At 55.5% G+C, this 24355-nt stretch carries 17 protein-coding genes; 6 read left to right on the top strand and 11 right to left on the bottom strand.

All coding sequences use genetic code 11. The annotated features are described in order from the left end of the window. Positions 1-12: 12 nt before the first annotated feature. From uvrB to JKL48_RS01040, 5 genes are all read right to left on the bottom strand, one after another. Positions 13-2055 carry an excinuclease ABC subunit UvrB gene (gene uvrB / locus JKL48_RS01065; protein WP_201977489.1) on the bottom strand — a complete coding sequence of 681 codons (2043 nt, stop codon included), beginning with the start codon at positions 2053-2055 and terminating at the stop codon, positions 13-15. A gap of 151 nt (positions 2056-2206) precedes the next feature. Continuing rightward, a complete protein-coding gene (locus tag JKL48_RS22950) occupies positions 2207-3901 on the bottom strand; it encodes a hypothetical protein (RefSeq protein ID WP_236668533.1) in 1695 nt (564 codons plus the stop codon). Next, entirely contained in the window at positions 3891-4541 is a 651-nt protein-coding gene (locus tag JKL48_RS01050; RefSeq protein WP_201977479.1) for an RNA polymerase sigma factor, read from the bottom strand. Before JKL48_RS01050 ends, JKL48_RS22950 begins: the two co-directional genes overlap by 11 nt. A gap of 186 nt (positions 4542-4727) precedes the next feature. Further along, the gene (locus JKL48_RS01045) at positions 4728-5471 is read right to left on the bottom strand and encodes a shikimate dehydrogenase family protein (RefSeq protein WP_201977478.1); all 744 of its coding nucleotides are present in this window, start codon (positions 5469-5471) and stop codon (positions 4728-4730) included. A 94-nt stretch (positions 5472-5565) separates the two neighbouring features. Then, positions 5566-6237 (bottom strand): DedA family protein, encoded by a 672-nt coding sequence (locus tag JKL48_RS01040; RefSeq protein ID WP_201977476.1) that lies wholly within the window; start codon positions 6235-6237, stop codon positions 5566-5568. Positions 6238-6995: 758 nt separating this feature from the next. Here JKL48_RS01040 and JKL48_RS01035 point away from each other — a divergent pair. Further along, a complete protein-coding gene (locus tag JKL48_RS01035; protein WP_201977474.1) occupies positions 6996-9353 on the top strand; it encodes a T9SS type A sorting domain-containing protein in 2358 nt (785 codons plus the stop codon). A 110-nt stretch (positions 9354-9463) separates the two neighbouring features. Here the strand turns inward: JKL48_RS01035 and JKL48_RS01030 are convergent, their stop codons facing one another. The 6 genes from JKL48_RS01030 to JKL48_RS01005 form a co-directional block, all read right to left on the bottom strand. Beyond that, entirely contained in the window at positions 9464-10294 is an 831-nt protein-coding gene (locus tag JKL48_RS01030) for a phosphosulfolactate synthase (protein WP_201977472.1), read from the bottom strand. 122 nt (positions 10295-10416) lie between these two features. Next, positions 10417-11814 (bottom strand): tetratricopeptide repeat protein, encoded by a 1398-nt coding sequence (locus JKL48_RS01025; protein ID WP_201977470.1) that lies wholly within the window; start codon positions 11812-11814, stop codon positions 10417-10419. A gap of 162 nt (positions 11815-11976) precedes the next feature. Next, positions 11977-12999, bottom strand: a complete 1023-nt coding sequence (locus JKL48_RS01020; RefSeq protein ID WP_201977462.1) for an NAD-dependent epimerase/dehydratase family protein — start codon at positions 12997-12999, stop codon at positions 11977-11979. A gap of 117 nt (positions 13000-13116) precedes the next feature. Beyond that, on the bottom strand, positions 13117-13893 hold the full coding sequence (locus tag JKL48_RS01015; protein ID WP_236668532.1) for a tyrosine-protein phosphatase: 777 nt from the start codon (positions 13891-13893) through the stop codon (positions 13117-13119). A 9-nt stretch (positions 13894-13902) separates the two neighbouring features. Continuing rightward, complete coding sequence (locus JKL48_RS23485) at positions 13903-16404, bottom strand: polysaccharide biosynthesis tyrosine autokinase (RefSeq protein WP_201977461.1); 2502 nt, start codon at positions 16402-16404, stop codon at positions 13903-13905. Positions 16405-16468: 64 nt separating this feature from the next. Continuing rightward, entirely contained in the window at positions 16469-17344 is an 876-nt protein-coding gene (locus JKL48_RS01005) for a polysaccharide biosynthesis/export family protein (RefSeq protein ID WP_201977459.1), read from the bottom strand. A 252-nt stretch (positions 17345-17596) separates the two neighbouring features. Here JKL48_RS01005 and JKL48_RS01000 point away from each other — a divergent pair, with 252 nt between their 5' ends. The 5 genes from JKL48_RS01000 to JKL48_RS00980 all read left to right on the top strand — a co-directional run bounded on the left by JKL48_RS01000 (position 17597) and on the right by JKL48_RS00980 (position 24348). After that, positions 17597-18742 carry an acyl-CoA dehydrogenase family protein gene (locus JKL48_RS01000; RefSeq protein ID WP_201977457.1) on the top strand — a complete coding sequence of 382 codons (1146 nt, stop codon included), beginning with the start codon at positions 17597-17599 and terminating at the stop codon, positions 18740-18742. A gap of 190 nt (positions 18743-18932) precedes the next feature. Further along, complete coding sequence (gene rpsU / locus JKL48_RS00995; protein ID WP_035564799.1) at positions 18933-19127, top strand: 30S ribosomal protein S21; 195 nt, start codon at positions 18933-18935, stop codon at positions 19125-19127. 168 nt (positions 19128-19295) lie between these two features. Continuing rightward, the gene (locus JKL48_RS00990) at positions 19296-20174 is read left to right on the top strand and encodes a tyrosine-type recombinase/integrase (protein WP_201977451.1); all 879 of its coding nucleotides are present in this window, start codon (positions 19296-19298) and stop codon (positions 20172-20174) included. Positions 20175-20211: 37 nt separating this feature from the next. Next, positions 20212-20511 (top strand): ribosome hibernation-promoting factor, HPF/YfiA family, encoded by a 300-nt coding sequence (gene hpf, locus JKL48_RS00985; RefSeq protein WP_201977449.1) that lies wholly within the window; start codon positions 20212-20214, stop codon positions 20509-20511. 615 nt (positions 20512-21126) lie between these two features. Beyond that, complete coding sequence (locus JKL48_RS00980; RefSeq protein WP_201977447.1) at positions 21127-24348, top strand: SusC/RagA family TonB-linked outer membrane protein; 3222 nt, start codon at positions 21127-21129, stop codon at positions 24346-24348. The last annotated feature ends 7 nt before the right edge of the window (positions 24349-24355 follow it).

The following is a 24355-nucleotide window of genomic DNA, read 5'->3' as shown; positions in this document are numbered from 1 at the left end:
GCCGGCTTGCTGCTAGTCCCGCTTTCCTTTCAGCATGGTGCGCAGCGCTGCCAACTCGTCCCGCAGCTTGGCGGCGGTGAGGAAGTCCAGGTCTTTGGCGGCGGCCTCCATCTGCTTCTCGGTGGTTTTGATGAGCTTTTCCAGTTCGGGCTTGGTCATCATGGCCACCACGGGCTCGGCGGCGAGGGCAAGGGCGGCGCCGCCGTCATCGGGGCTCGCATAGCCTTGCGTTTCAATAACGCGGTAGTCGGATAGCGCCGTCTGGCCCATGATTTCGGCGTGGCTCTTGCGCACCGTGCGCGGCGTAATGCCGTGCTCTTGGTTGTAGGCCAGCTGCGTGGCGCGGCGCCGGTTCGTCTCGTCGATGGCCCGCTGCATGGAGCCCGTGATGCGGTCGGCGTACATAATAACCTTGCCTTTGTCGTTACGAGCGGCCCGGCCCATGGTCTGAATCAGGCTACGCTGGTCGCGCAGGAAGCCTTCCTTGTCGGCATCCAGAATGGCCACCAGGCTTACTTCCGGCAAGTCGAGGCCTTCGCGCAGCAGGTTCACGCCGATGAGCACGTCGATTTCGCCCAGCCGCAGCTTGCGCAGAATCTCCACGCGGTCCAGCGTTTTCACATCGGAGTGCACGTATTCTACCTTGATGCCGAGACGGTCCATGTACTTGCTCAGTTCCTCGGCCATGCGTTTGGTAAGGGTCGTCACCAGCACCCGGTCGCCCTGTTTCACCCGCTCGTCTACTTCATCCAGCAGGTCGTCAATCTGGTTCACGCTGGGCCGAATGTCGATTTCGGGGTCGAGCAAGCCCGTGGGCCGGATAATCTGCTCCACCACCACCCCGCCGGCTTGGGTCAGCTCATAATCCGAGGGAGTGGCCGACACATACACGGCCTGCCGGAACATGCTCTCGAACTCATTGAAGGTCAACGGCCGGTTGTCGAGCGCCGAAGGCAGGCGGAAGCCATACTCAATCAGCGCGGTTTTGCGGCTGCGGTCGCCGCCCCACATGGCCCGGATTTGGGGCATGGTGGCGTGGCTTTCGTCCACCACCAGCAGGTAGTCGTCGGGAAAATAGTCAAGCAAACAAAACGGCCGCGAGCCCGGCGTGCGCCGGTCAAAATACCGCGAGTAGTTCTCGATGCCTGAGCAGTAGCCCAGCTCCCGAATCATCTCCAAATCGAACTCCGTGCGCTCCATGATGCGCTTGGCCTCGGCATCGCGGCCTTCCTTTTCGAAGTAGGCGTGCTGGTGCACCATGTCGTCCTGAATTTCCTTGATGGCTGTGTTCAGCGTCTCCTTGCCGGTCACGAACAGGTTGGCCGGGTACAGGGCAATGCCGTTGGCCTCGTCGCTCAGCTTCTTGCCGCTCACCGGGTCAATCTTGTGCACCGACTCGATTTCATCGCCAAAAAAGTAGATGCGCACCGCGTAGTCGGCGTAGGCCGGGAACACGTCCACCGTGTCGCCCTTCACCCGAAACGAGCCCCGCGTAAACTCCACCTCGGTGCGCGAGTACAGAATCTGCACGAATTGATAAAGCAGGTTATTGCGCGTGTAGCGCATGCCCGGCTTCAGGAAAATGACGTTTTTGGCGAATTCCTCGGGGTTGCCGATGCCGTATATGCACGACACCGAGGCAATCACAATAACGTCGCGCCGTCCGCTGAGCAGGGTGGACGTGGTGTGCAGCCGCAGCTTCTCGATTTCCTGGTTGATGGCCAGGTCCTTCTCGATGAAAACGTCGGTGCTGGCGATGTAGGCTTCCGGCTGGTAATAGTCGTAGTAGCTGATGTAGTACTCGACCGCATTATTTGGGAAAAAGGCCTTGAATTCGCCGTAGAGCTGCGCCGCGAGGGTCTTATTGTGGCAAAGCACCAGGGCCGGCTTGCCGGTTTCGGCAATGACGTTGGCCATGGTGAATGTCTTGCCCGTGCCGGTGGCGCCCAGCAGCACTTGGGCATGCTCGCCGTTATTCACGCCCTCCACGAGCTTGGCAATGGCGGTGGGTTGGTCGCCGGTTGGCTTAAATTCAGAGGTCAGTTGGTACTCCATGCAATGGGAAAGGTAGGCCGAAATGGTCAGCCTACCTTAACCCCAAACGGTAAATTTGGGTTTCGCCCAAAATGCGAAAAGCACGGCTGAAAGACCCCCGACAAAACCCGGCGCAGCTTGCCAAAGCACGAGGTTCAATGCCAGCGCCGGCCTACCGGCCAAATTCTACCCCGGCTTCCATGCCGAAGCTATAAGGACGGCTTTGGGCCAGGTAGTGCTGCGCCGGATGGGCATTGAGGGGCATTAGGCCGAGCTCTGCGACCGGGCCCAGCGTGAACGCCCAATTGCCGGTGGCTGGCCGGAACTGCGTGCCCGCCGCACCCCGTACGCTGCCCAATACCCGGCGGTAGGGAGTGCCGGCCGACAAAACGGAATAGGTTCGGGTCGCCTCGGGGTCGCCGGCTACTTCGCTGCGCACCCCCAGCAAGGCGCTTACCACGCCGCCCAGCCGGCCGTACAGGCTCCAGCCGCGTTTTACGGGGTTCGAATAGCTCAGCACCAACGGAATATTGGCGTTGCGGTAGCGAAATGCAGTAGGCGTGAGCGGCCCGCCTTCGGCCTGGCCCAAACCAATGTCAACCAACTGCTCCCCAACAAACGGGTAGCGCACGGAAGCCGCCGACTGGGCGGTGCTCTGCGACAACTCAACGCCCGTGCTCAGCGACCAGTGCCCGCGCAGGTGCCGGGTAGCCAACAAAGCCAGCCGTTGGGTCAGGCCCGGCCGCAGGTGCTCCCGGTACTGAGCCGCGGCCGTTTCCGTAAGCGCCGGCGATTCGGGGCCGAAAGCCGGCGCATTACTGTAGTTATACGCGGACTCAATACCGGCCCGCGAGAAGTTGATGTTGGGATTAAACAACCCGGCCGTGTAGCTGGCACCATAACGCCAGCGGTGAGTTTCCGCGGCCGGAGCAGGCAGGTCGGTGGGCAGCGGAGTCAGCCCGTTGGGGAGGGCACCGAGGCTGGCCAGGCTCAGGCCGGTCACCCGAGTCGCCAGCAAAGACATCTGCTCGGCCGTTGTTCCGCCAGCGGTGGCTAGGGCAGCATTTGCTCCATTGGTTGCTTCAAGTGTTGCCATTCCGCTCATTGCGGGCTGTTGGTGCAAAGCACCATTCGTTGCGACTGCTGCACCAGAGGGATTCGTGGCGGCCAATACGGCCTGTTCATCAGCTGGTGCAGCACTGCCGCTGCCATCAGTTGCCGCGGCTGTAGCCGTTGCGGCCGAAGCCAGCGCACCAGCAGGAGCGGCCGGTGCCAAATGTCCAGGCAAGCCCGCCGCCCCGTGCGCATGCCGCTGGGGCACCGTCCGGTCCTGAGCCGGCAAGGTGCTCGCATTAGCCAGTTCTTTGCGGGCGAAGCCTGCAGGCACCGCTGCCCGATGGTTTACGTGGTATCGCGGGCCGGCCGAAACGCTGGCCAATGCAGCAGCAGGGGTATTAGCCGAAGTTGTTAGTTGAGTATTAGCATTGCCTGCAGCAGGTACGGAGGCAGTAGCTAAGGCTGCGCGTTTGGCTGCCGATTTCGTGCCGTTTGCACTGGTAGCTGTGGATGTTGCTGGCCGGCTGACAGTGGCCACTTCGGGGGCCCCCACCAGCCCCGCGCGCCCGGCCCACCAGCCTGTGCCGGCAAGCGTGGCCAGCAGCAGGCTCGCTGCCGCCACCCACCGCGTGGCCACCAGGCGCTTGCGGTATACTTCGTTCTGTCTAATCAGCAGCGAATTATCAATCTGGTCCCAGAGCATGGGGTGCGGGGGCACCGCGGCCTCTTCGCCCAAGTGATGGCGGAATAATTCCTCCAGGCTGCCGGTGGGTTTAGGCGTAGAATTATCGTCGATAGGATTAACTGACATGGCGTGTCGGAGCACTGAGGCGCTCCAGTTTAGTTTGTAGGATGACGCGGGCCCGGGAATATTGCGACTTGCTGGTGCCCTCGGTTATATTCAATAGTTCGCCGATTTCTTTGTGCGTGTAGCCTTCAATGGCGTACAGGTTGAACACCATGCGGTAGCGGGGTGCCAGTTCCTGCACCATGGCCAGAAGCTCCTGAAAGTTATAGTTGCTGAGGGTAAATTCTTCGCTGGAAAGGGTTTCGGGGTATTCGCCGTCGCTCACCGCCACCAGCGAGGCATTGCGGCGGTGCTGGCGCAGGGCCGCATTAATCATGATACGACGAATCCAGAACTCCAGCGGGCACTCCCGGCGGAAGCTGGCCAACGTGCGAAACACCGTCAGGAAGCCTTCCTGCAACACGTCTTCGGCCTCGAAGGTGGTTTGAGCGTAGCGCAGGCACACGGCCATCATCTTGCCGGCGTACTTGTCGTATAGCAGCTTTTGGGCGAGCTGGCGGCCGCGCAGGCACCCGTCAATTAGTTCGGCCTCGGTGGGCGGCCCCACGGCCACGCTGCGGCTGGCCGTCAGGCGCGGGGCTGCGGCTGGCTGGTCGGGCAGCACGTCGTCGGTGCCAAATGCAAACCACGTGGCGGCGCTCATGCTACTGACGGCCGATAACCCGCGTCGGCTAGGGAAAACAAGGTAGAGAAGGTCATTTTTTGCAGCATAGAGGGGCGCATCATCCGGTGGCAAAGCGGGCGTGGAGCTAGCCGGCTAATGGGTGGAGGCCAACCTCGCGCAAAAGGTTGCAAGCAGCAAGAAATAACCGCGGCCGCTTTATGCGCTCTATAAATGCTTCTGCCAGATATCCCAGGCGGCTTCGGCTTGCAGGCACAGCATTTCGAAGCCGTTTTTTGTCTGTGCGCCAGCCTCTTCACCCTTGCGCATGAACAAAGTTTCGGCCGGATTGTACACCAAGTCGTAGAGGTAGTGGTGGTCCGTAAGCGCGGCATACGGCAGCCGCGGACATTCATCGTTGTGAGGGTAAGTCCCCACGGGCGTAGCATTAATAATCAGGTGGTGTGCCGCCAATAGTTGCGGCGTTATCTCGTCGTAGGTAAGGCCGGCAGCCAGCGAGTCGCGCGTTACCTGCCAGTAAGGAATATCCAGGTCTTGGAGCGCCACGCCCACCGCCTTGGCAGCGCCACCTGCGCCCAACACCAGTGCCCGTGCCCCCTCCCGCCGCGGAAAAAAAGTGCGCAGCGACTCCCGAAACCCCACTACATCGGTGTTGTGGCCCCGCAAAATGCCTTCGGGGCGGCACTCAATCACGTTCACAGCGCCCACCCGGCTGGCCGATGGTGCCAGTTCGTCGAGGTAAGGCACCACGCTTTCTTTGTAGGGCACCGTCACGTTCAAGCCTACCAAGGCCGGGTGAGCCGCTAGTAAAGCAGGAAGCTCGCCAATGCTGGCCAACTCAAACAGCTGGTACTCGTGCTCGACCAAGCCGAGCGAGTAGAACTTCTGCGTGAAGTACATCTGCGAGAATGAGTGGCTAAGGCTCCGGCCAACAAGTCCAAAATGACGCATAATAGCGGGAAATTGAGCAATTAGCAATGAGCAACTAGCGTGCAGGGTGTGCAGTGGTCAAGGTAAGCAATCCGCGTGGCCTACTCACCGCTTGCTATTGGCCAGCCTTGGGAGAACCAAGCTTGCCTTTCAGGAACGACCACATCGGCGGCACCACCGACACCAGAATGATGGCGTAGATGACCAGTGTAAAATTCTTCTGAACCCACTCGATGTTGCCGAAGAAGTAGCCGGCCAACGTCAGCGAAATCACCCACAGCGCAGCGCCCGCAATGCTAAACGAGGCAAAATAGCGATAGGTCATGGTGCCCACCCCCGCCACAAATGGCGCAAACGTGCGCACTATCGGGACGAAGCGCGCCATGATAATGGTTTTGCCACCGTGCTTGGCGTAAAAATCCTGCGTCTGGTCCAGGTACTTGCGATTCAGAAATTTGTAGTTTTCCCGGAACACGCGTGGCCCCAAATAGTCACCTACCAAATAGTTCAGGTTGTCGCCGAGGAAGGCCGCGCCCATCAAGAGCGGAATCAGCAGCACAATGTTGAGCAGCGGGTGGCCAGTGTCGGGGTTGGGCTGCGCCGCTAGGGTGCCAGCCACAAACAGAAGCGAATCGCCCGGCAGAAAAGGAAATACGATGACGCCTGTTTCGGTAAAAATGATAAGAAACAGGATGAGATACGTAAGATTACCGTAGTTATGTACTACTTCTACCAAGGTCTTATCGAGGTGAAGCAGCAGGTCAAAAAAATGCTTGAGGAGTTCCATACAAGGAGTGAGTGAGCTACAAAGAAAACCGACGGCCACTGAAAATGACCAAATATGCCCGCGCTCCCTAACGCCTTCCCTTTCAGAAGTGCCTATTGCTACACTGAGTGTACTCTCTTACCTTTGCATCTGACTAAAAGGATTTATTTGGCATCCTCTACTTTCAATTAAGTATTCAATACGTTGGTAATGGCATGGCTTGGTGCTTTTTGAGCACTTTCGCCTATTTAACCCTATTGAATTCTTTTCCTTCGGCCAAAAAGTGGCATGACCTATGATAAGCCTCGCCGTCAGGCGACACTTGGCTTATAGGTGCTGCTTTTTTCTCTGCCGTTCAGTTGCTTGCTGGTGCAGTAGCCCAGCCCTCAATTTGCTGTCCCTTCACGGGTTTGGCTTGGCCTAGGTTGGACGCAGTCTGTCCTCAATGCAAGGGCTACATAGAGATTGCATCATAAGATTCGATTGCTTGTATGAATGATTTGGTTGACATTAGAAGAGACAAAATTTCTTCCTGAAATGGAACCAGCAACCTTAAAAATGAATTTGGCGTCCGTCTAGTTAGGGGCAATGTATCATTCGATAAAAGATGTCGCTTCATGGTTTCCTGACAGCTGAGCTTACCCTTTTTGTGCCAATTCAGCACCCATTCTAATTTTTTTCAACACATAGACTTTTTTTTGAGACCTGCGTATATGCGCCTCATCACGCTATACGCGCCCTGCGCGCTTCCTCCTTTTTACATTTAATTCCCTTAATCCATGCAAACTTTAACCTTTACACAAAAGCTATTGCGACAGCGAAGCTTCCTGAGTTCGCTTATTCCGCTATTTGCCATATTCCTTGGTCTGGGTGCTTCGCAACGGGCGATGGGCCAAGCTTATTACAATTTTGATAATGTTACGATAAGCGCTTCGACGACGAGTGCAGCTGGCACATCCACTACTTACGATGGTATATATGACCCTGCTGCTCTTCCGCCATACAACCCATTTTTAGAAGGTGCGGATTTTGGTAGCGGAATGCCTAATTCAGGTATGTTCGACCAAGCTACCGGAGCTAGCACCTTGATTTTGACTGCTGCCGAAGCAAATGTTGGCACTGCCAACACTTCTACCAATATTACCGGGTCAACGGTATATTATCGGGTTTATCTGTCTGGAACTGCAGCTACTAGCCTCCCCAGTTTCTCACCCATAGTGTTGAGCCGGAATCCATCGGGTGGCAGTACTACCGGTTCTTCTCTGGATTATACCAATAGTGCTGCCGGTGTCGATTTGCTGCACCAGCCTGCTGTTCTGGGCGGTGGCACTTACGTAGTAGAGGTCAAGTTCGTAACTACTTATACCACCACAGGTCGTACTGGCACCACTCCTGGCACCGTTCAAGACTTAGGCACTACTAATCCAGGAGGCTATCAGGCCACCTTTACGGTGAAAGCCCCTTTGGTAACGCCATCAGGCGGAACGACTACTTGGATTAGTACAACCAATACAGCTTCCGGTACAGATTGGAATAATGCTACAAACTGGAGTAATGGTGTTCCAACGGCTACTTCCAACGCCGTTATCAATGCACCTACTTCAACCGTACGCTACGCTTATCCAGTGTTGGATAGCCCGATAGGAGGTCCGATTAATACCTATTCAGTTAACAATCTCACCCTAAACGGTAGCTCAAATAGCGTTAAGGGTCAACTATTTGTTCAATTGGCAACGCTGGCGGTATACGGAAATATACGTCAGCCGGCCGGCGGTTTGGTTGGTACCACAACAGGTGCCGTAGGTGTAGCCGACCCTGCTCAAAACTCTACCTTGATTTTGGCGGGTGCAGACCAACTCATCAGTGGTCAATTAAACATGCCAGATGTGATTGTAGCAGGTTCAGGTACGAAGTCTGTTATCAACGTGCTTGCTCCGCTCAATACATTGTCATTCCGGCCTACGTCCGTTGCGAATGGAGTTATTATACAGTCAGCTTCCGAAGACAACGTGAACAATGCAATTGTTACTGTTTTCAATACGACAGGTAACACATATATCGACCTTGGTAGCAGTGGCCTAATTAATCAGGCAGCGGGCTATGCGGAAACGAATAGCTCATATGTGAAAGGTGTTCTCCGGTCTAGTCGTCGGATGAGCAGCGGCGTAACTCAGACATTTGGTAATATTGGTCTTGAACTAACCCCAAATCACACGCCAGTGGGTATAATCGGTATCCTTCGGGTTGTTGGCGAACCTCAGTTGGCGCCCATTGGAAATGGCGTAGGCATCAAGCGTGTCTTCACTATTCGGGGTGATGATGATAGCGAGACCTCCACTTACGCCGGGACAGGTTCATTCGTACGGTTTCGTTATTTAGACTCTGCTGATGAGTTGAACACCATTCAGGAAGCTAACCTGTTAATGTTTCTCTCCTTTAACTTATCGGGTCCTTATGCCCCACGTGACGGTACAGTGAATACCACACTTAACTACTTCGACCGGGCTTTCCTCGATAGCTATCCGGCTTACAACCTTACCTTGGGCGACCGTACGCGTCCGTTGCCTATCACCCTGACCAAGTTTGATGCGAAGCGCATGGGCGCTGATGCGTTGGTTACCTGGCAGACGGCTTCGGAGCAAAACAGCAAAGGCTTCGAAGTGCAGGTTTCAACCGATGGCAAAGAGTTCCGTACCTTGGGTATGGTGCAAAGCAAAACGCCGAACAGCGCAACGGCTCAATCGTACAGCTACCTCGATACGGAAAGCGGTAAAACCGGCATTCGCTACTACCGCCTGCACCAGATTGACTTGGATGGCAAAGAGAGCTTCTTCGCTCCGGTCGCTGTTAGCTTCGAAGGTAAAGCTTCTGCTTCCACCAGCATGGTCGCTTTCCCGAACCCCTTCAGCACCACCGACGAAGTGCACCTGTCCTTGCAGTCTACCACTTCCGGCACGGGCAAGCTGCTGGTTACCGACATGATGGGCCGCACAATTATCCAACGCAACGTTGAGTTGGCTTCGGGCCTGGTTGATGTGCCCGTAAGCGGCTTGAACAGCCTGAAAACAGGTCTGTATGTGATTAAGCTCACGCTGCCTTCAGGCGAAGTGAAAACCTTGAAAGCTACGAAGCAGTAGTCCTGCTTCGTGCAGCAAAAAATGCCGGCTTCCGCAAGGAGGCCGGCATTTTTTATTGGAACACGGCGGAGGTGAAGTCAGTTTGATTTAGCTTATCCGACCGTTTCAGGCTAGCCGCGGGGCATGGACGTGCCGGGCTTGCCCGTTTTGGCCGCAGGGTAGAACATGGGGTCTACAGCATCCATGTCAAGAAAGTGGGAGAACGTATCGCCGCGTAAGCCGAGGCGAATGGTTTCAAGGCTTACCACTTCATTAGGCGCAATGTTGCCAAGGTTCACGTTGCTGCCCAAGAGCTTGATAAACCAGACCTGCTGAGCTTTTTGGGGCGCTTCCCAAATGATTCTCTCGGATGGAATCTTGGTCAGGATTTCTTCTACCAAGCCCGAGCGTACTTCGCCGGTGCTGCGGAAGAGGCCCACGTTGCCACCCTCCCGGGCTTCGCCAATGACCTTGACGGCGCCGGCTTCGAGTTCGGTTTCCATCTGCGAAATCCATTTGTAGGGCGGAATAATTTTTTCGGCGTCTTTAGAGCCTACCTCGCTTAGCACGCGTACCGTTTTGCTCAGTTCGCGGATGTACTCGCATTTGCGCTCGTGGTCGAGGTCGATGCTGCCGTCGGACACTTCGGCGTACTCCATGCCATAGGTGTCCAGCAAACGGCGGTAGTCGTCGAATTGATTGCGGATGATAAAGGCTTCGAAAAGGGTGCCGCCAAAATAGACCGGGATATTGGCCGCGCGGTAGATTTCGAGCTTACGCTTTAGGTTGGGTACTACGTAAGAGGTAGCCCAGCCCAGTTTCACCACATCGGTGTAGGCGCCGCCCACTTCCAGAAAGTCCTCCACTTCGCGCAGGCTCATGCCCTTGTCCATGACCATGGTGTAGCCTTGCTCGCGGGGTTTGGCGGTGCGTTCGGGGAGTTGTGAAAGGTCGTAATTCATCAGGTACAGCTAAAAGAGTAAGGTGGAGGGGAAAAGCGCCGGCCAGAAATGGAGTGGTGCCGACAAAGAAAAACCGCCCATCATAGGACGGGCGGTTGCAAAAGTAACTTCAAGATGAAATGTTATTTCCGAAACTGGTCGATAAGCTTCTTCAATCCCGGCTGCTCACGTAGTTCGGGGAAGTAATCGAATAGCAGTACATGTTGCTCGTAGTTGAGCGTGAGGGCCGTTTCCAAGGTGGCGTAGGCTTCCCGCAGGCGGCCATCGGCCAGCAGGTAGGCGCACAGCATGTAGTGGAAGTGGGCCTCGTGCGGATGCAGGTTGACGGCATGACGGACCAGTTCTGCGGCCTCGGCGAAGTGGCCTTGCTCGTAAAGAATCGCGCTCCAGCTCACCCAGCCCTGTGCATCGTCGGGGGCCACTTCCGTGGCTTTTTCATACGATTCCAGGGCGCTTACCACGTTTCCCACGTTGTTCTCGGCCGCGCCAAGGGCCGACCAATACTCGCCGCTGTCAGCGTATAGCTCCGTGGCCTTCCGGAAAAAGTGAATGGCTTCGAACCAGCGGCCCTGCTCCTGCAGCAGTACGCCCTGGCCAAACCAGGCCTCGTCCATGTTCGGGTTCAACTCCAGCGCCTGGCGGTAATACTTGCGGGCAGGCTCCCATTCGCGTAGCTTCTCGTAGCACTCGCCAATGTTGCAAAGGGCCTCGTCCGTGGGCTCGCCGGGGGGATAAGCCAACTCAAACTCGACAATAGCCTTTTGGTACTCCTGTTGGCAGACGTAGGAATCTGCCAGCCAGTGGTGCGCATCGTGAAAATCGGGTCGGATGGTTACGGCAAAATCAAACGCCTCAACGGCCCTGGGAAAATCCTCGCGGCGGTACCAATACTGTCCCAGGTTATACCAAGCCGTAGCCGAATACGGGTCGTCATCAGTAAAGCGCTTAAAAAAATCCTCGTGCTCTTCGAGCCGGGCCGTAATGTCGAGGCAGTGCAGCAGCTCCTGCACGCCCGTCTCGTTATCAGGATTGAGGCGCAGGCTCTGCTTGTAGTGCTTGGCAGCACTCTTAAACTTCTGCCAGCTCTGGAATGCCAGCCCTAAGTTGAAGTGAATGTCCTCACGCTCGGGCTCCTGCTCCAAGCCGGCCCGGAAAAACGCGACTGCCTCCGCAAACTCGCCCCGCTGGGTGCTGATGATGCCACGCGTAACCGCTACGTCTGCGTTGGTGGGGTCCAACGCCGCCACGGCATCAATTTGGCGCTCTGCTTCTGAATAGTCCCCGCGCATGGCCGTTACCTGAGCACGGTCAATTAGCAGTTCGGTCGAGAAAGGGTATTGGCCCAATGCGGCCTCACACGCCTGTAGTGCCTTGTCAAACTCCGCATTGGTGACGTAGTGGTCAATGATGTTCTCAAAGTCCTCCAGGTCAAAAAAAACAGGCTCCTGCTGGGCCAGCATACGCTCGAAGCGGCGCACGGTATCCAACACGGCCCGGGGGTCTTCAAAATGTTCGTTCATGCGCATAAAATCGCAGTTAAGTGGATTAATCAGTTTTTGTGGATAGGCTGCTTCGGCACCACGGCTTCGTGAATGCCTCGGCTAGGTTGCCGTTCCACTCCACTTTCTAGTTCGCTATCAATAATAACAAATATTGGGCAAAACCGTGCAATCCGGTTGTTGCTAAGATACGAAAACAGCTTCCTGCTTGGTCGGATTTCTAGTTAATTCGGCCGCACACCAAGCCAGCGTCTCGGTTAAGGGGCGGAATCTTAGGCCAGTAGCTCTTTGCACTTTGGCGTGAGCGTATACAACGGGCTTGCGGCCGGCCCGGGCTGTATCTTTGGTGATAAGCGGCCGGGCCCCCGTCAGCACTGCCCGCGCGTGCTCCACGCGCCAGATAATTTCGGCGGCCCAGTCGGGCACTGCCACGGAGGGCGGCCGGCGCTTGAGCGCCGTAGCCGCTTGCCGAAAGAAGTCAGCCAGGGGCAGGGCTTCTGCACTCAAAATGTACCGCTCCCCAGCCAACTCAGGGTGGTCGAAGGCAAGGGCCAACAGTTGAGCAACTACGTCGCGCACATCAACAAAATTGATAAGCCCACGGGTATAGAACCGGTGTTGTTGGTGGGCATAGCGCAGCAGTCGGGTGCTGCTGCGGTTCCAGTTGCCCGGTCCCAGCACTACCGACGGATTCACGATAACCGCCGCCAAACCCTCGGCCACTCCGCGCCACACCTCCAATTCACCCAGGTACTTAGACGTCGCGTAAGCCGGATGGGCGGCGCCCAAGTCCCAGCTAGCGGTTTCGGTTACCAACGTGGGCCCTTGGACGGCCGTGCCTGCGTTCGGAGTGGGGCCGCCCAAGGCCGCTACTGACGATACGTGCACCAGCCGAATACCGGGACGTTCCAAGCAGGCATCGACTACGGCAGCAGTGCCCTGTACGTTTACGGCCAGCAACAGGTCTTCGTCCTGGGGGGCATACGATACCAGTCCAGCGCAATGGAATACGTGCGTGACCTCAGGGGTAAGGGCGGAGCGCAACAACTCCGTATCCAGTATGTCTCCAGCCAGCCATTCCACTCCAGGGGCGACATTGTCAGGCACTGAGTCCCGATACAACGCCCGCACTGCTTGCCCCCGGGCTCGTAGTGCCTGCAGCAGGAAAGAGCCAATAAGGCCAGTACCACCGGTTACGAAAATCATGGAGCAGGGGAGGAGGGTGAAAAACGATAGTCGCCAGGACCGACTAGCACAGCACTGAGCAACAACAAGGGTCGGACGAAAGTTAGGCGTTTGTGGCCTAGCTAGTTGCACTAGCTGCTATAGGGTGCTGTTCAGCAAGGGTAGTTGCAGTAGCTTTTCCATATACGGTTGCGGCAAGGTGCGGCTTAGCAGCGTGTCAGTATGGCGCAGGTGGTGAGTATCGGTGCCCACAAAGTCAACCAGACTGCCGTCAATCAGTTGCTCGGCCACTTTTTTGGCCGCGGGGGAATAATAGCCGGCCAGCGAGTTGAGGTTTACCTGCAAAAGCACGCCGTACTCGCGGCGCAGCTTTTCGACTTCCGCAAAGCGACCGTATAGGTAAGTGTAGCGTTCAGGATGCGCCAGTACAGGGGTGTAGCCCTGAGCCTGCATCTCAAAGATGATTTCGAAGAGATTGAGCGGCTCGTTCATGTACGATGTTTCGAACAGCAGGTACCGCTTGTCTGCGCCGAAAGTGAGCATTTCGGTACCATCGGCCAGCTTGCGGCCCAAAAATTCGTCCAAGTAATATTCCGCCGCGCAGTCGAGTTCCACATCGCCCAAGCCAGCTGCCGTTGCAGCGTCGCGCAACAGCTGCAGCGCTGCCCGAATGCCTTCGGGCGTATTCTTATAAAAGTCGCCCATGATATGGGGCGTCATTATTAGTTTTCGAAAGCCCATGTCCCGCAACGCCCGCAGCAACCCCAACGAATGCTCCACCGTCTCAGCACCGTCGTCGAGGCCTGGCAACAGGTGCGAGTGCATATCTGCCACCAGTGCCGACAGCGAAACGGGTGGGCTAGCTGCAGGCGCGGGCGCAGCCCCGCCAAAAAGCCGTTGCCAGAGCGATGCCATCTCAAAGGACTAGGAAAGAAACTTTTTTACCTTCTGTCCAAAAGTGAGCGGCTTGGTTGCTTGCTCTTCATAGTAGCCTTGGCCGTAGCCACCATAGCCATACCCGTAGCCATACCCGTAGCCATACCCGTAGCCGTACCCATAGCTGCCTCCAGCGTGCGCGTCGTTGAGAATGGTGCACATGCGCGTGAAGTTGTTGCTGCGCATGAGGCGGTTCATATTCTTGATAAACGCTTTCTTAGAGTAGTCGGCCCGCACAATATAAAGCGGGATATCGGCCTTACGCATAATTAGAATGCCGTCCGTTACCAAGCCAACCGGGGGGGTATCTATCAGGATGACGTCGTATTCTTTGTATAGTTCCTGCACCATTAAGTCAAACCGGTCGCTCAAAATCAATTCAGAGGGGTTAGGTGGGGTAGGTCCAGCGGAAATAAATTGCAATGAATCAATGCTAGTGGACTGGATGCATTCTTGTACGCTGTGCCGGTCGATGAGAATGGTGCTTACTCCTTTTGTGTTCTCTGCATTGAAGGCCAGGTTCACTTTAGGCTTTCGCATATCAAGGTCGAGAATGATAACGCGTTGGCCAGACAGCGCAATGATACCTGCCAAATTCACTGTCACAAAGGTCTTGCCTTCGCCCGAAATGGTAGACGTAACAGAAATCATTCGCTTCTTCTTCGCCGAACTAATGAAATCCAAGTTGGTGCGAATAGAGCGAATAGATTCAGATATAGCTGACTTAGGATTTTTGTCTACAACCAGACGGGAAATGTCCATTTTCTCTTTGTCGTAGGTTGGGATAATGCCCAGTACGGAAGCCTTGGTGTTACGTTCCAATTCACGCACGTTCGTAACCGTGTTGTGCATGAAATAGCGAACCCCTATCAGCCCAAGTCCCAACATGAGCCCGCCTATCAAACCGATGGCGTACACCATCAGCCTGTTTGGTGAAATAGGTGCCCCGGGCGGCGAAGCCGGCGACAAAACTTGGAAATCGGCGGTGACCCCAGCATTTTCCATATTAAACTGCACTTGGCGGTTCATTAGCTGAAGGTAAAAGCTTTCGTAAAGACCCAGCGGGCGTTGCAGGCGCGCCTGTGCAGTAGCTCTGGCCGGAATCTGTTGCATATCACTCAAAATCTTGTCGCGTTGCTTCTTTGTTGCTTCCAAAGAATTCCGCAATAGCTTTTGGTTCTGCAGCATAAGCTGATTAATGCTGTTGAGGATAAAGTTGATTTTGGCCTGTTCCGATTTTACCGTTTCCGTCTCATTGGTATAGGAACGCAGCAGCCGGCGCATGTTCCGTTGGAGTGTATTAAGTTGCGTCAGTTGAGCCGTTAGCAGGGGGTCCTGAAGGGTTGAGAGTGTTGGAATATTTTGTTCAACAGTCTGGGTTTCATCACGGGTAAGATTCCCTTGACTAGCCATTTGAGTGACCTGGGCCAACAGATTGAGCTGCTCTGTAGTTTTGATTCGCTCCTGCTCTAGCTTCTCAAGCTGCTCTACCAAGCCGTTGTATTCGCCCTTGACATCGTACGACCCGCTCTCTTTAACAAATTCTTGCAGCCGGTCTTCGGCCTGCTCCAGACTTTTGCCATTTTGAGCCAAAACCCTTTCCAGAAACCGAAGCTGCTTGCGAGTGGCCTCCGATTTGCGGTTTACCTTTTCTTCAAGATAGACCTTGTTAATAACATTAACAATGTCTGCCGCCTTTTTCGGATTGAAATCACTGAATGCAATCTGAATGGTGTTTGCATCTGGATTGACCACGTCGACGGTAAGGTTCCGGTCGAGGTAGCCATTGATGGTGTTGTCGTCCTGAATGGTGAAGTGGTAACTAGCGTCGAGCGCTTCATTCCCAATTTTTGCATCCAACAGCACCTGCAAATCAATGCCGGGTAGCGTAAGGGGCTTCCCAACAGCATATTCTCCTGACTGTGGACCGCCCTGGCCGATAAAATCCAGCTTGAAGCGTTGAGGGCTAATGAATTTCAGGTCGAACTTCCGGTTGTATAAGGCAGGGTCAACGATTTTGTAAACAATACGAAACGGGGACGAGCCATACAGTTCCGACTCTAATACAGTGCCTTGGACGTAATAATTTACGTCCAGTACCAGCGAGTCTTTGAGGCGCCGATAGATAATATTAGATTTAATTAACTCTATTTCACCAGCCAACTTAGCTCCTCTTAACGTAACAGCCGCCGGAGCTACGCCTGGTAGACCAACGGCGGTGCCTTGATTGGTTTCATCAATCTTGATTACCGATGCTGCTCTGTAAACAGGTTTGGTGTAGCGCAGGTATAGCCATGAAGCAGTAGTACCTAACGTGACCAGCAGAAGCAACCAAAGCAAACTGCGCCGTGCTACAAGTACAAGGGTGGCAATATCAAAACCGCCCCCCTCATCATCGGAGTCCGGGCTGCTGGGAAAGCTTATTGGCTGGGCCTCAGCTCCGCCGGTAGCATTACGGATAAGTTCTTCAAGTTCCGAGTTTTCGCTCACAGCAATGTAATAATATTACCAGCGTTTGCTGGATATGAGAATTAAACACATTAAAAGCATTGGGCTACCGATTTACAATGCTGATAACCAATAGGGTGGTTGTAATTATGAACGATGAAAAAGAGATGAAAGGCTGCGCTTCCGTAAACCCTTCTATTATAGGGCGTCGAACAGGGTCTACGTAAATAATATCATTTGGCTCTATTTGAAGGTTGGCCCGTCGCATGCCTTCGATTGTAGTCAAATCGATTCGCTGGACTCGGGGGTTCTTTAGGTCGCCTCTGATAATTCGAATGTCATTGGCCCTGCCACCGTAGCGATACAAGTCGCTGCCACCACCGTCGAGGCCGCCTGCTAGCGCCAAAACCTCTAGTAGGTTCATGTTATCGTTAGCCAAGGGAATAACTCTGCCACCAGGTGCACCTAATATAATTACGCGATTATTTGTCACTCTTGTCGATACAAAAGGCTCCTTATAATATTTGTTATAGCGGACCGCCAGCACACTGTCAGCTTGCAGCAAACTCAACCCTTGTACTCTAACCCGGTTAACCAAAGGAAGAACGACTGAGCCATCGGCCTGCACTAGGAAGGAGGACGCTCCTGTCCCGCCGCTAGCTCCTCCAGAACCACCGGTCATAACAGTGCTACTAGTTCCACCAAACTGCAATTCGCCGTTGGGGTCCAGAATACGTTCGCCCTTATTGGTATTCACCTGAACTGTTAAAATGTCGTTGGGCTGAATGAGGTAGTTCCGCTCGGTTCGGTTTACAGCAATGCGTAGCTTAGTGCTATCCAGCAAATTGCCCTTGCTGTCGGTAAGGCGAAACAGGGTGCGTTGCTTGTAGTACTTAGACGAAAGGCAAGAAGAGAAAAGCACCATGGCAGGCAGTGCCAGTAGCAGAAGGCGCCCGAGGCGACGAAGCAGGAATGTCGGCATGAAGGCCAGTTAAATGAGAATCAACAAAAATATTTGGGTTCTTTTTGAAAGTCGGCCGTCAGACTTTCCCCAAAAAGCCTCAAAAGTAACGCTTTTACGGCGCCCATTCAACAACGTCACCTTACCGGAAGCATTGGGAGGCCGGTTGCCAACTCCTTGAATCGTACTTTCGTGGCCCCAGCATGGTTCCACGGTTGTGGTAATTGCTGTTCCGTACTCACCTTCACTCCCACCCACCTAGTACCCTCCGATATGGAAATTGTAGCCACCGAAAACCAAGCCATGATTGCGCAGATGGTGCGCGATTTTGGCGCCCAGCACATCAAGCCCAACATGATGAAATGGGATGAAAGCCAAGAATTCCCCATTGAGGTGTTTCGCAAGCTCGGTGATTTGGGCTTGATGGGCGTATTGGTACCGCAGCAATACGGCGGCTCGGGTTTCGGCTACGTAGAGTATGTGACGGCCATTGCCGAACTGGCCAAAATCGATGGAAGCATTGGCCTGAGCATGGCAGCGCATAATTCGCTGTGTACCGGGCACATTCTGCAGCATGCCTCGGAGGAACAAAAACAGAAATACCTGCCCAAACTGGCTTCGGGCGAATGGATTGGGGCCTGGGGGCTGACAGAACCTAACACCGGCTCCGATGCCGGCAACATGCGCACCACCGCCGTGCTTGACGAAAGCGGTGATTATTATAGTATTAACGGCGCAAAAAATTTCATTACGCACGGCAAGTCCGGTAATGTCGCCGTGGTGATTGTGCGCACAGGCCAGGTCGGCGACTCTCATGGTATGACGGCCTTCATTGTAGAGCGGGACACGCCAGGGTTCGCGGCCGGCCGCAAAGAAGACAAGCTGGGCATGCGCGCATCCGAAACCACGGAGCTGATTTTTACCGATTGCAAAGTCCCCAAGGAAAACGTCATCGGCAAAGTGGGGGATGGCTTTGTGCAGTCGTTGAAGGTGCTCGACGGTGGTCGTATCAGCATTGCGGCGCTCAGTTTGGGCATTGCGCAGGGGGCGCTGGAGGCGGCTACCCAATACAGCAAGGAGCGGCACCAATTCAACCAACCCATCAGCAATTTCCAGGGCATCTCGTTTAAGCTGGCAGACATGGCGACCGAAATAGAAGCCGCCAGCCTGCTTACCTACCGGGCGGCCGACATGAAAGACCGGGGCCTGAACGTGAACTTAGAGTCGGCCATGGCCAAGCTCTACGCCTCGGAAGTGGCCGTGCGCACGGCCAACGAAGGCGTCCAGATTTTTGGGGGCTACGGTTATACCAAAGATTACCCGGCCGAAAAATATTACCGCGACGCCAAACTCTGCACCATCGGCGAAGGAACCAGCGAAATCCAGAAGCTGGTTATTGCGCGGGCGCTGCTGAAATAAAAGCCCCGGATTGGCCGGATTAAAACGGTTGGGCCGGCTTGGGTGAATGGCTTGGAACGGAGCTTGCTGCGTTTCTGAGAGAATTCAGTGGCAAAATCCGGCGAATCCGTTTTTAATCCGACAAATCTGTGATTATCTTTGCGGCCCGGTTTACACCGCCCTCCTCTGAAAATCTCCCTCATTCCCTGATATGATTATCATTCAAATCAAAGACAACGAATCGGTTGACCGTGCGCTGAAGCGTTTTAAAAAGAAGTTTGAGCGCACGGGTGTGCTCAAAGAGCTGCGTCGTCGCACCTTCTTCCAAAAGCCCAGCATCACGGAGCGCAAGATGAAGCAGAAGGCTGTGTACAAACTGGCCACCTACGGCCAGCCGAACGAATAGCCGGAAGTTTTAACGCACCGTTTAGCGTCGCTAAAAACCGGTTGGTTTGCCACTTACGGCAGGCCAGCCGGTTTTTTCGCGTCCATACCGCGCCGGTTTGGTTGGTAGAAAATAAAAAAACGCTACATTGGATGCCCGGCCCAACCGCCGGGCTTTCTTGCTGTTGATATGGACGCTTTTCTCGATTTCCTGCGCTTTGAGCGGCGCTACAGTCCTCACACGCTGGTATCGTACAAGACCGATTTGGGCCAGTTTGCAGCCTATCTGAAATCGGCGTATGAACTGGCTGACCCTGCGCAGGCCACGCACCCGCTCATCCGGGGCTGGGTGGTAGAACTGATGCAGGAAGACTTGGACCCGCGCACAGTGAACCGCAAAGTGGCGTGCCTGCGCTCCTATTATAAGTTTCTGCTGCGCACCGGCGCAATTGGGGCCAATCCCATGCTGCGCATCAAGGCTCCCAAGATGGCCAAGAAACTGCCCGAATTTGTGCCTGAGGAGGCGCTGAATGGGTTGCTGAATTCCTTTGAGTTTGGGGAAGACTTTTCCGGGCAGCGCGACCAACTTGTTTTGGAAATACTCTACGGCACGGGCATCCGCCTCTCTGAACTCATTGGCATCCACGCCGCCGACGTGGGCCTGGCGGCGGGCACAGTACGCGTAACCGGCAAGGGCAACAAGCAGCGCATTGTGCCCCTGAACCCCACCCTGAAGCTGGTTATTGAACGCTACCAAGCCAAACGGGCGCATGAGTTTGGCGCAGTGGGTGGCCCGTTGCTGCTCACCGACAAAGGGGAGGCCATGTACGAGAAGTTTGTGTACCGCACGGTGAAACGCTACCTGAGCCAGATTACGACTTCGGGGGCGCAGCAGCACCCCCACGCGTTGCGGCACGCCTTTGCAACCCACTTGCTGGGCAAAGGGGCCGACCTGAATTCCATCAAAGAACTGCTGGGGCATGCCAGCCTGGCCGCCACGCAGGTGTACACCCACTTGTCCGTCGACCGCCTGAAATCCGTATTCGAACAGGCCCATCCGCGGGCCTGAGTTTTGTTTTCCTTTTTACCTCTTAATCACCCGCTTTATGAAAGTACAGATGCATTCGGTGCATTTCGACGCCGATAAGAAACTGCTTGATTTTGTTCAGCAACGTTTGAATAAGCTGGAAACTTTTTATGATAAAGTCACCGAGGGTGAGGTGATTCTCCGCCTAAACAACAAGGACGGCATCGAGAATAAAACCGTTGAAATAAAGCTGCTGGTGCCCGGCAACATCTTGTTTAGCCAGGAAGATGCCGCTTCTTTTGAGGCGGCGGCTGATGCCGCTGCCGAAAACCTGCGGCGCCAAATCACGAAGCACAAAGAAAAGGCCATGGCGCACTAGCCTGTGGTCCAGGCTTTAACTTGGCCCAGAACAGCAGAAAAGCCCCGCTCGTCGCAAGAAGAGCGGGGCTTTTCTATGCCCAGCCGGCATGTTAATGGTCTTGTCTAATAGCAAGGACGCAGGACAGTGTTTTGCTGCAAAGATTGATGTAATATGAGATGTGCTTTGTTAAAGGTATGGTCATAAGTATATTGGCTTTGTTTACAAAGCGAAGAAGCATACGGGCAGGCAGTTGATACTGCTGAGGTTAGTGACGCTAAGCAGGCCGCATGATTTAATGAGATTTTCTAACCCGGCAACGTTCCCGGCAACGATTGCACAAAGAAATACTATAGGGGGCTTGGTTATGTCGGCCTATGACTGTCACCTTTAAACGACCGGAATACTTATGAGTAAGTACTTACCTACAATTTGTGGCTTTTTGTCAGCTCTTTGAAATCAGTCAGCTCTTTGTGAAGTATATTCACTGAGACATGGTGGCGCTTGGTTGGTAAAACCGGGTGTGCGCCTGCGATAGGCCGGCGAGATGAGGGCATGACGCCTGCCATCTGGTTGGTACAAGGCTGCTTTTGTTGTTTTTTCTGTCTTTTAAACCCACCTACTTCCCTTTTTTGTATGCAAAAACGTTTACTTTTTCTCTTGTTCCTGTTTTTCGGGAGCGTGGGACTGGCGCTGGCCCAGAGCCGGCAAGTGCAGGGAATTGTCAAATCGAAAGAAGGAGAAGCCTTGCCCGGCGTAACGGTGCTGGTGGAGGGCACCACCAACGGCGCCTCGACCGGCCCCAACGGCGACTACAGCATCACGCTGCCGGCCGGCAGCGACAACGCCACGTTGCGCTTCAGCTACGTGGGCTACGTGTCGCAGGCCGTGAAAGTGGGCGGCCAGTCTACCATCAACGTGTCGTTGGCTTCCGACAGCAAGCAGCTGGAGGACGTAGTGGTGATTGGCTACCAAACCGTGCAGCGCCGCGACGTAACGGGTTCGGTTTCGTCGGTGAGCGCCCAGCAAATCAAGGACGTTCCCGTCAACTCTGCGGCCGAAGCCCTTTCGGGCCGTCTGGCGGGCGTGCAGGTGACCAGCGCCGAGGGCGCACCTGGCAACTCGAACGTGCAGATTCGCATCCGGGGCGGCGGGTCGGTGACGCAGGATAACTCGCCGCTGTACGTGGTGGATGGGGTGCAGATTGAGAATGCGTTGACCGTGATTGCACCGCAGGACATTGCTTCGGTCGATGTGCTGAAGGATGCCGCGGCTACGGCCATTTACGGCGCGCGCGGCGCCAACGGCGTGGTGATTATCACTACTAAAACCGGCCGCGAAGGCAAAACGGTGATTACCTATAGCGGCTATGCCGGGGTGCGGCAGCTCAGCAAAAAGCTCGACCTGATGAAGCCGGCCGACTTTGTGGATTACCAGTACGAGCGGGCCGTGAACACGAACACGCTGCCGGCCTTTAAGGCGTTTTTTGGCAGCCGCAACTTCACCAGCGATACGCTGAACCAGGCCCGTAACCAGCCATTTCTGGATTGGCAGGAGCAGGTGTTTGGCCGCGATGCCTACCAGCAGACGCACAACCTGTCGCTGGCCGGCGGCAGCAAAAACTCCACGTACTCGCTGAGTCTTACCCGCAACGACGAAAAAGGCATTCAGCTGGGGTCTGACTATTCCCGTAACCTGCTGAACTTCCGCTTCGATAACACGGTATCGGACAAGTTTCGCTTCGGGGGCAATGTGCGCTACAACGACCAGACTTCGCTGGGCCAGGGCGTGACGACCAACAACACCAACTCGGCGGTGCGCCTGCGCAATGTGGACCAGTTTCTGCCGCTGGCCGTGGCCCTGCCCGGCGCCCTCGACCCCGGCGTGTTCGACCCCACGTTCTTCAGCCAGTCGAACCTGGTGAACCCGGTCATTGCCATCGAAAACGACTACCGCCGCGACAAGCTGCGCAACCTGAACCTGGGCGCCAACGCCTCCTTCAACTTCACCAAAGACCTGGCATTTCGCTCGACGGTGGGTTTTGACATCTCGGACATTCGCCAGGAAAGCTTCTCGGGGCGCTATTCGCCGGCCATTCTGGCACCGTCGGGGCCGTACCAGAATCTACCGTTCGTCAGCATTGGCACCAGCCAGCAGGTCATTATTAATAACTCCAACGTGCTGACCTACGCTTTTAAAAGCGGGCGGCACGCAGTCGATGCGTTGGTGGGCGAAGAAATTTACCAGCAGCGGGCAAGTGCCCTCAACGCGCAAACCTATTTCCTGCCGCAGAGCATCACGGCCGAGCGGGCCCTGGCCAACATCAACCAAGGCGTGCTGCCCAACTCCACGGCCCGGCAGCCCAACCCCACTTCCAGCAACGCGGAAGCGCACCTGTTGTCGGGTTTCGGCCGCGTCACTTATTCGTTTGACGAGAAGTACCTCTTCACGGGCACGGTGCGGGCCGATGGCTCGTCGAAATTCGCCCAAAGCCGCAACGTGGCGTATTTCCCGGCGGCCTCGGTAGCGTGGCGCTTGTCGAAGGAAGCCTTCATGCTGCCCCTGGCCGCCGTGTCGGACCTGAAGCTGCGCCTGAGCTACGGCCTGGCCGGCAACAACCGCATCAACGACTTCCTGTTCGACCAGTATTTCCAGGCCGGTGGCGGGCAGTACGGCTTGCTCAAGGCCATCACGCTGGGCACGGTGGCTACCACGCTGGCCAATCCCTACCTGAAGTGGGAAACCACGGTGTCGCGCAACGCGGGCATCGACTTGAGCCTGTTCAACAACCGCGTGCAGTTCACGGCCGATGTGTACAAGAACTCGACCCGCGACCTGCTCGTGGACGTGCCGATTACGCCCACCTCGGGCTATACCTCGCAGCTGCAAAACGTGGGCGAAACCTCGAACCAGGGCTTTGAGCTGCAGCTGAGCGGTGCCGTGGTCCGGACGCCCGACTTTACCTGGACGGCCAGCGCCAACTCATCGGTCAACCGGGGCCGCATCGAAAGCCTCGGGCCCATTGCCAGCATTGCCGGTCTCAGTTCGGGCTGGGCCAGCACCACCATCACGCAGGATTACCTGGCCCGCGTGGGCGACCCGGTGGGCCTGATGTACGGCTACATAACTGACGGCTTTTACACCGCGGATGACTTTTCGGGTTACGACGCCGCGAAAAAAGCCTGGGTGCTGAAATCGGACCGTCCGTCGGACGCCACCGTGCAGGGCCAGCCCGTGGCACCCGGCATCATCAAGCTGAAAGACGTGGACGGCAACGGCGTGGTGGACTCCAACGACCGCACCGTTATTGGCAATGCCAACCCCAAGCTCACGGGCGGCCTCAACCAGCAATTTTCTTACAAAGGGTTCGACGCCAGTATCTTCCTCAATTTCGTGCTGGGCAACGACATCTACAACGCCAACAAGATAGAGTACACCTCGGCGGTGAACCCTTACTCCAACCTGCTGGCCACGATGAACAACCGCTACCGCACCATCGACGCCAACGGCAACGCCATCACCGACTTGGAGACATCGCGGCAAGTGAACCAGAACGCCACCATCTGGCAGCCCACGCGCACGTTCTTCCTGCATTCGTGGGCCGTGGAAAACGGCTCGTTTCTGCGCGTCAACAACGTGACCATCGGTTACTCGCTGCCCAAAGCGCTGATTGCGAAGGTAAAACTCACGCAGGCCCGGTTCTACGTGACGGCCAACAACCTCTACACCTTCACCAAATACACGGGCTACGACCCGGAGACGAACACCCGCCGCTCGTCGCCGCTCACGCCGGGCGTCGACTACGGCGGCTACCCGCGCAGCCGCCTCTTGCTGTTTGGGGTTAATCTTTCTTTGTAAGGCTTTA

The sequence above is a fragment of the Hymenobacter rubidus genome (assembly GCF_016734815.1).
Taxonomy (GTDB): Bacteria; Bacteroidota; Bacteroidia; order Cytophagales; family Hymenobacteraceae; genus Hymenobacter; species Hymenobacter rubidus.
The sequence above is the reverse complement of the archived record's forward strand: the minus strand, read 5'-3'. Positions and strand labels throughout refer to the sequence as shown.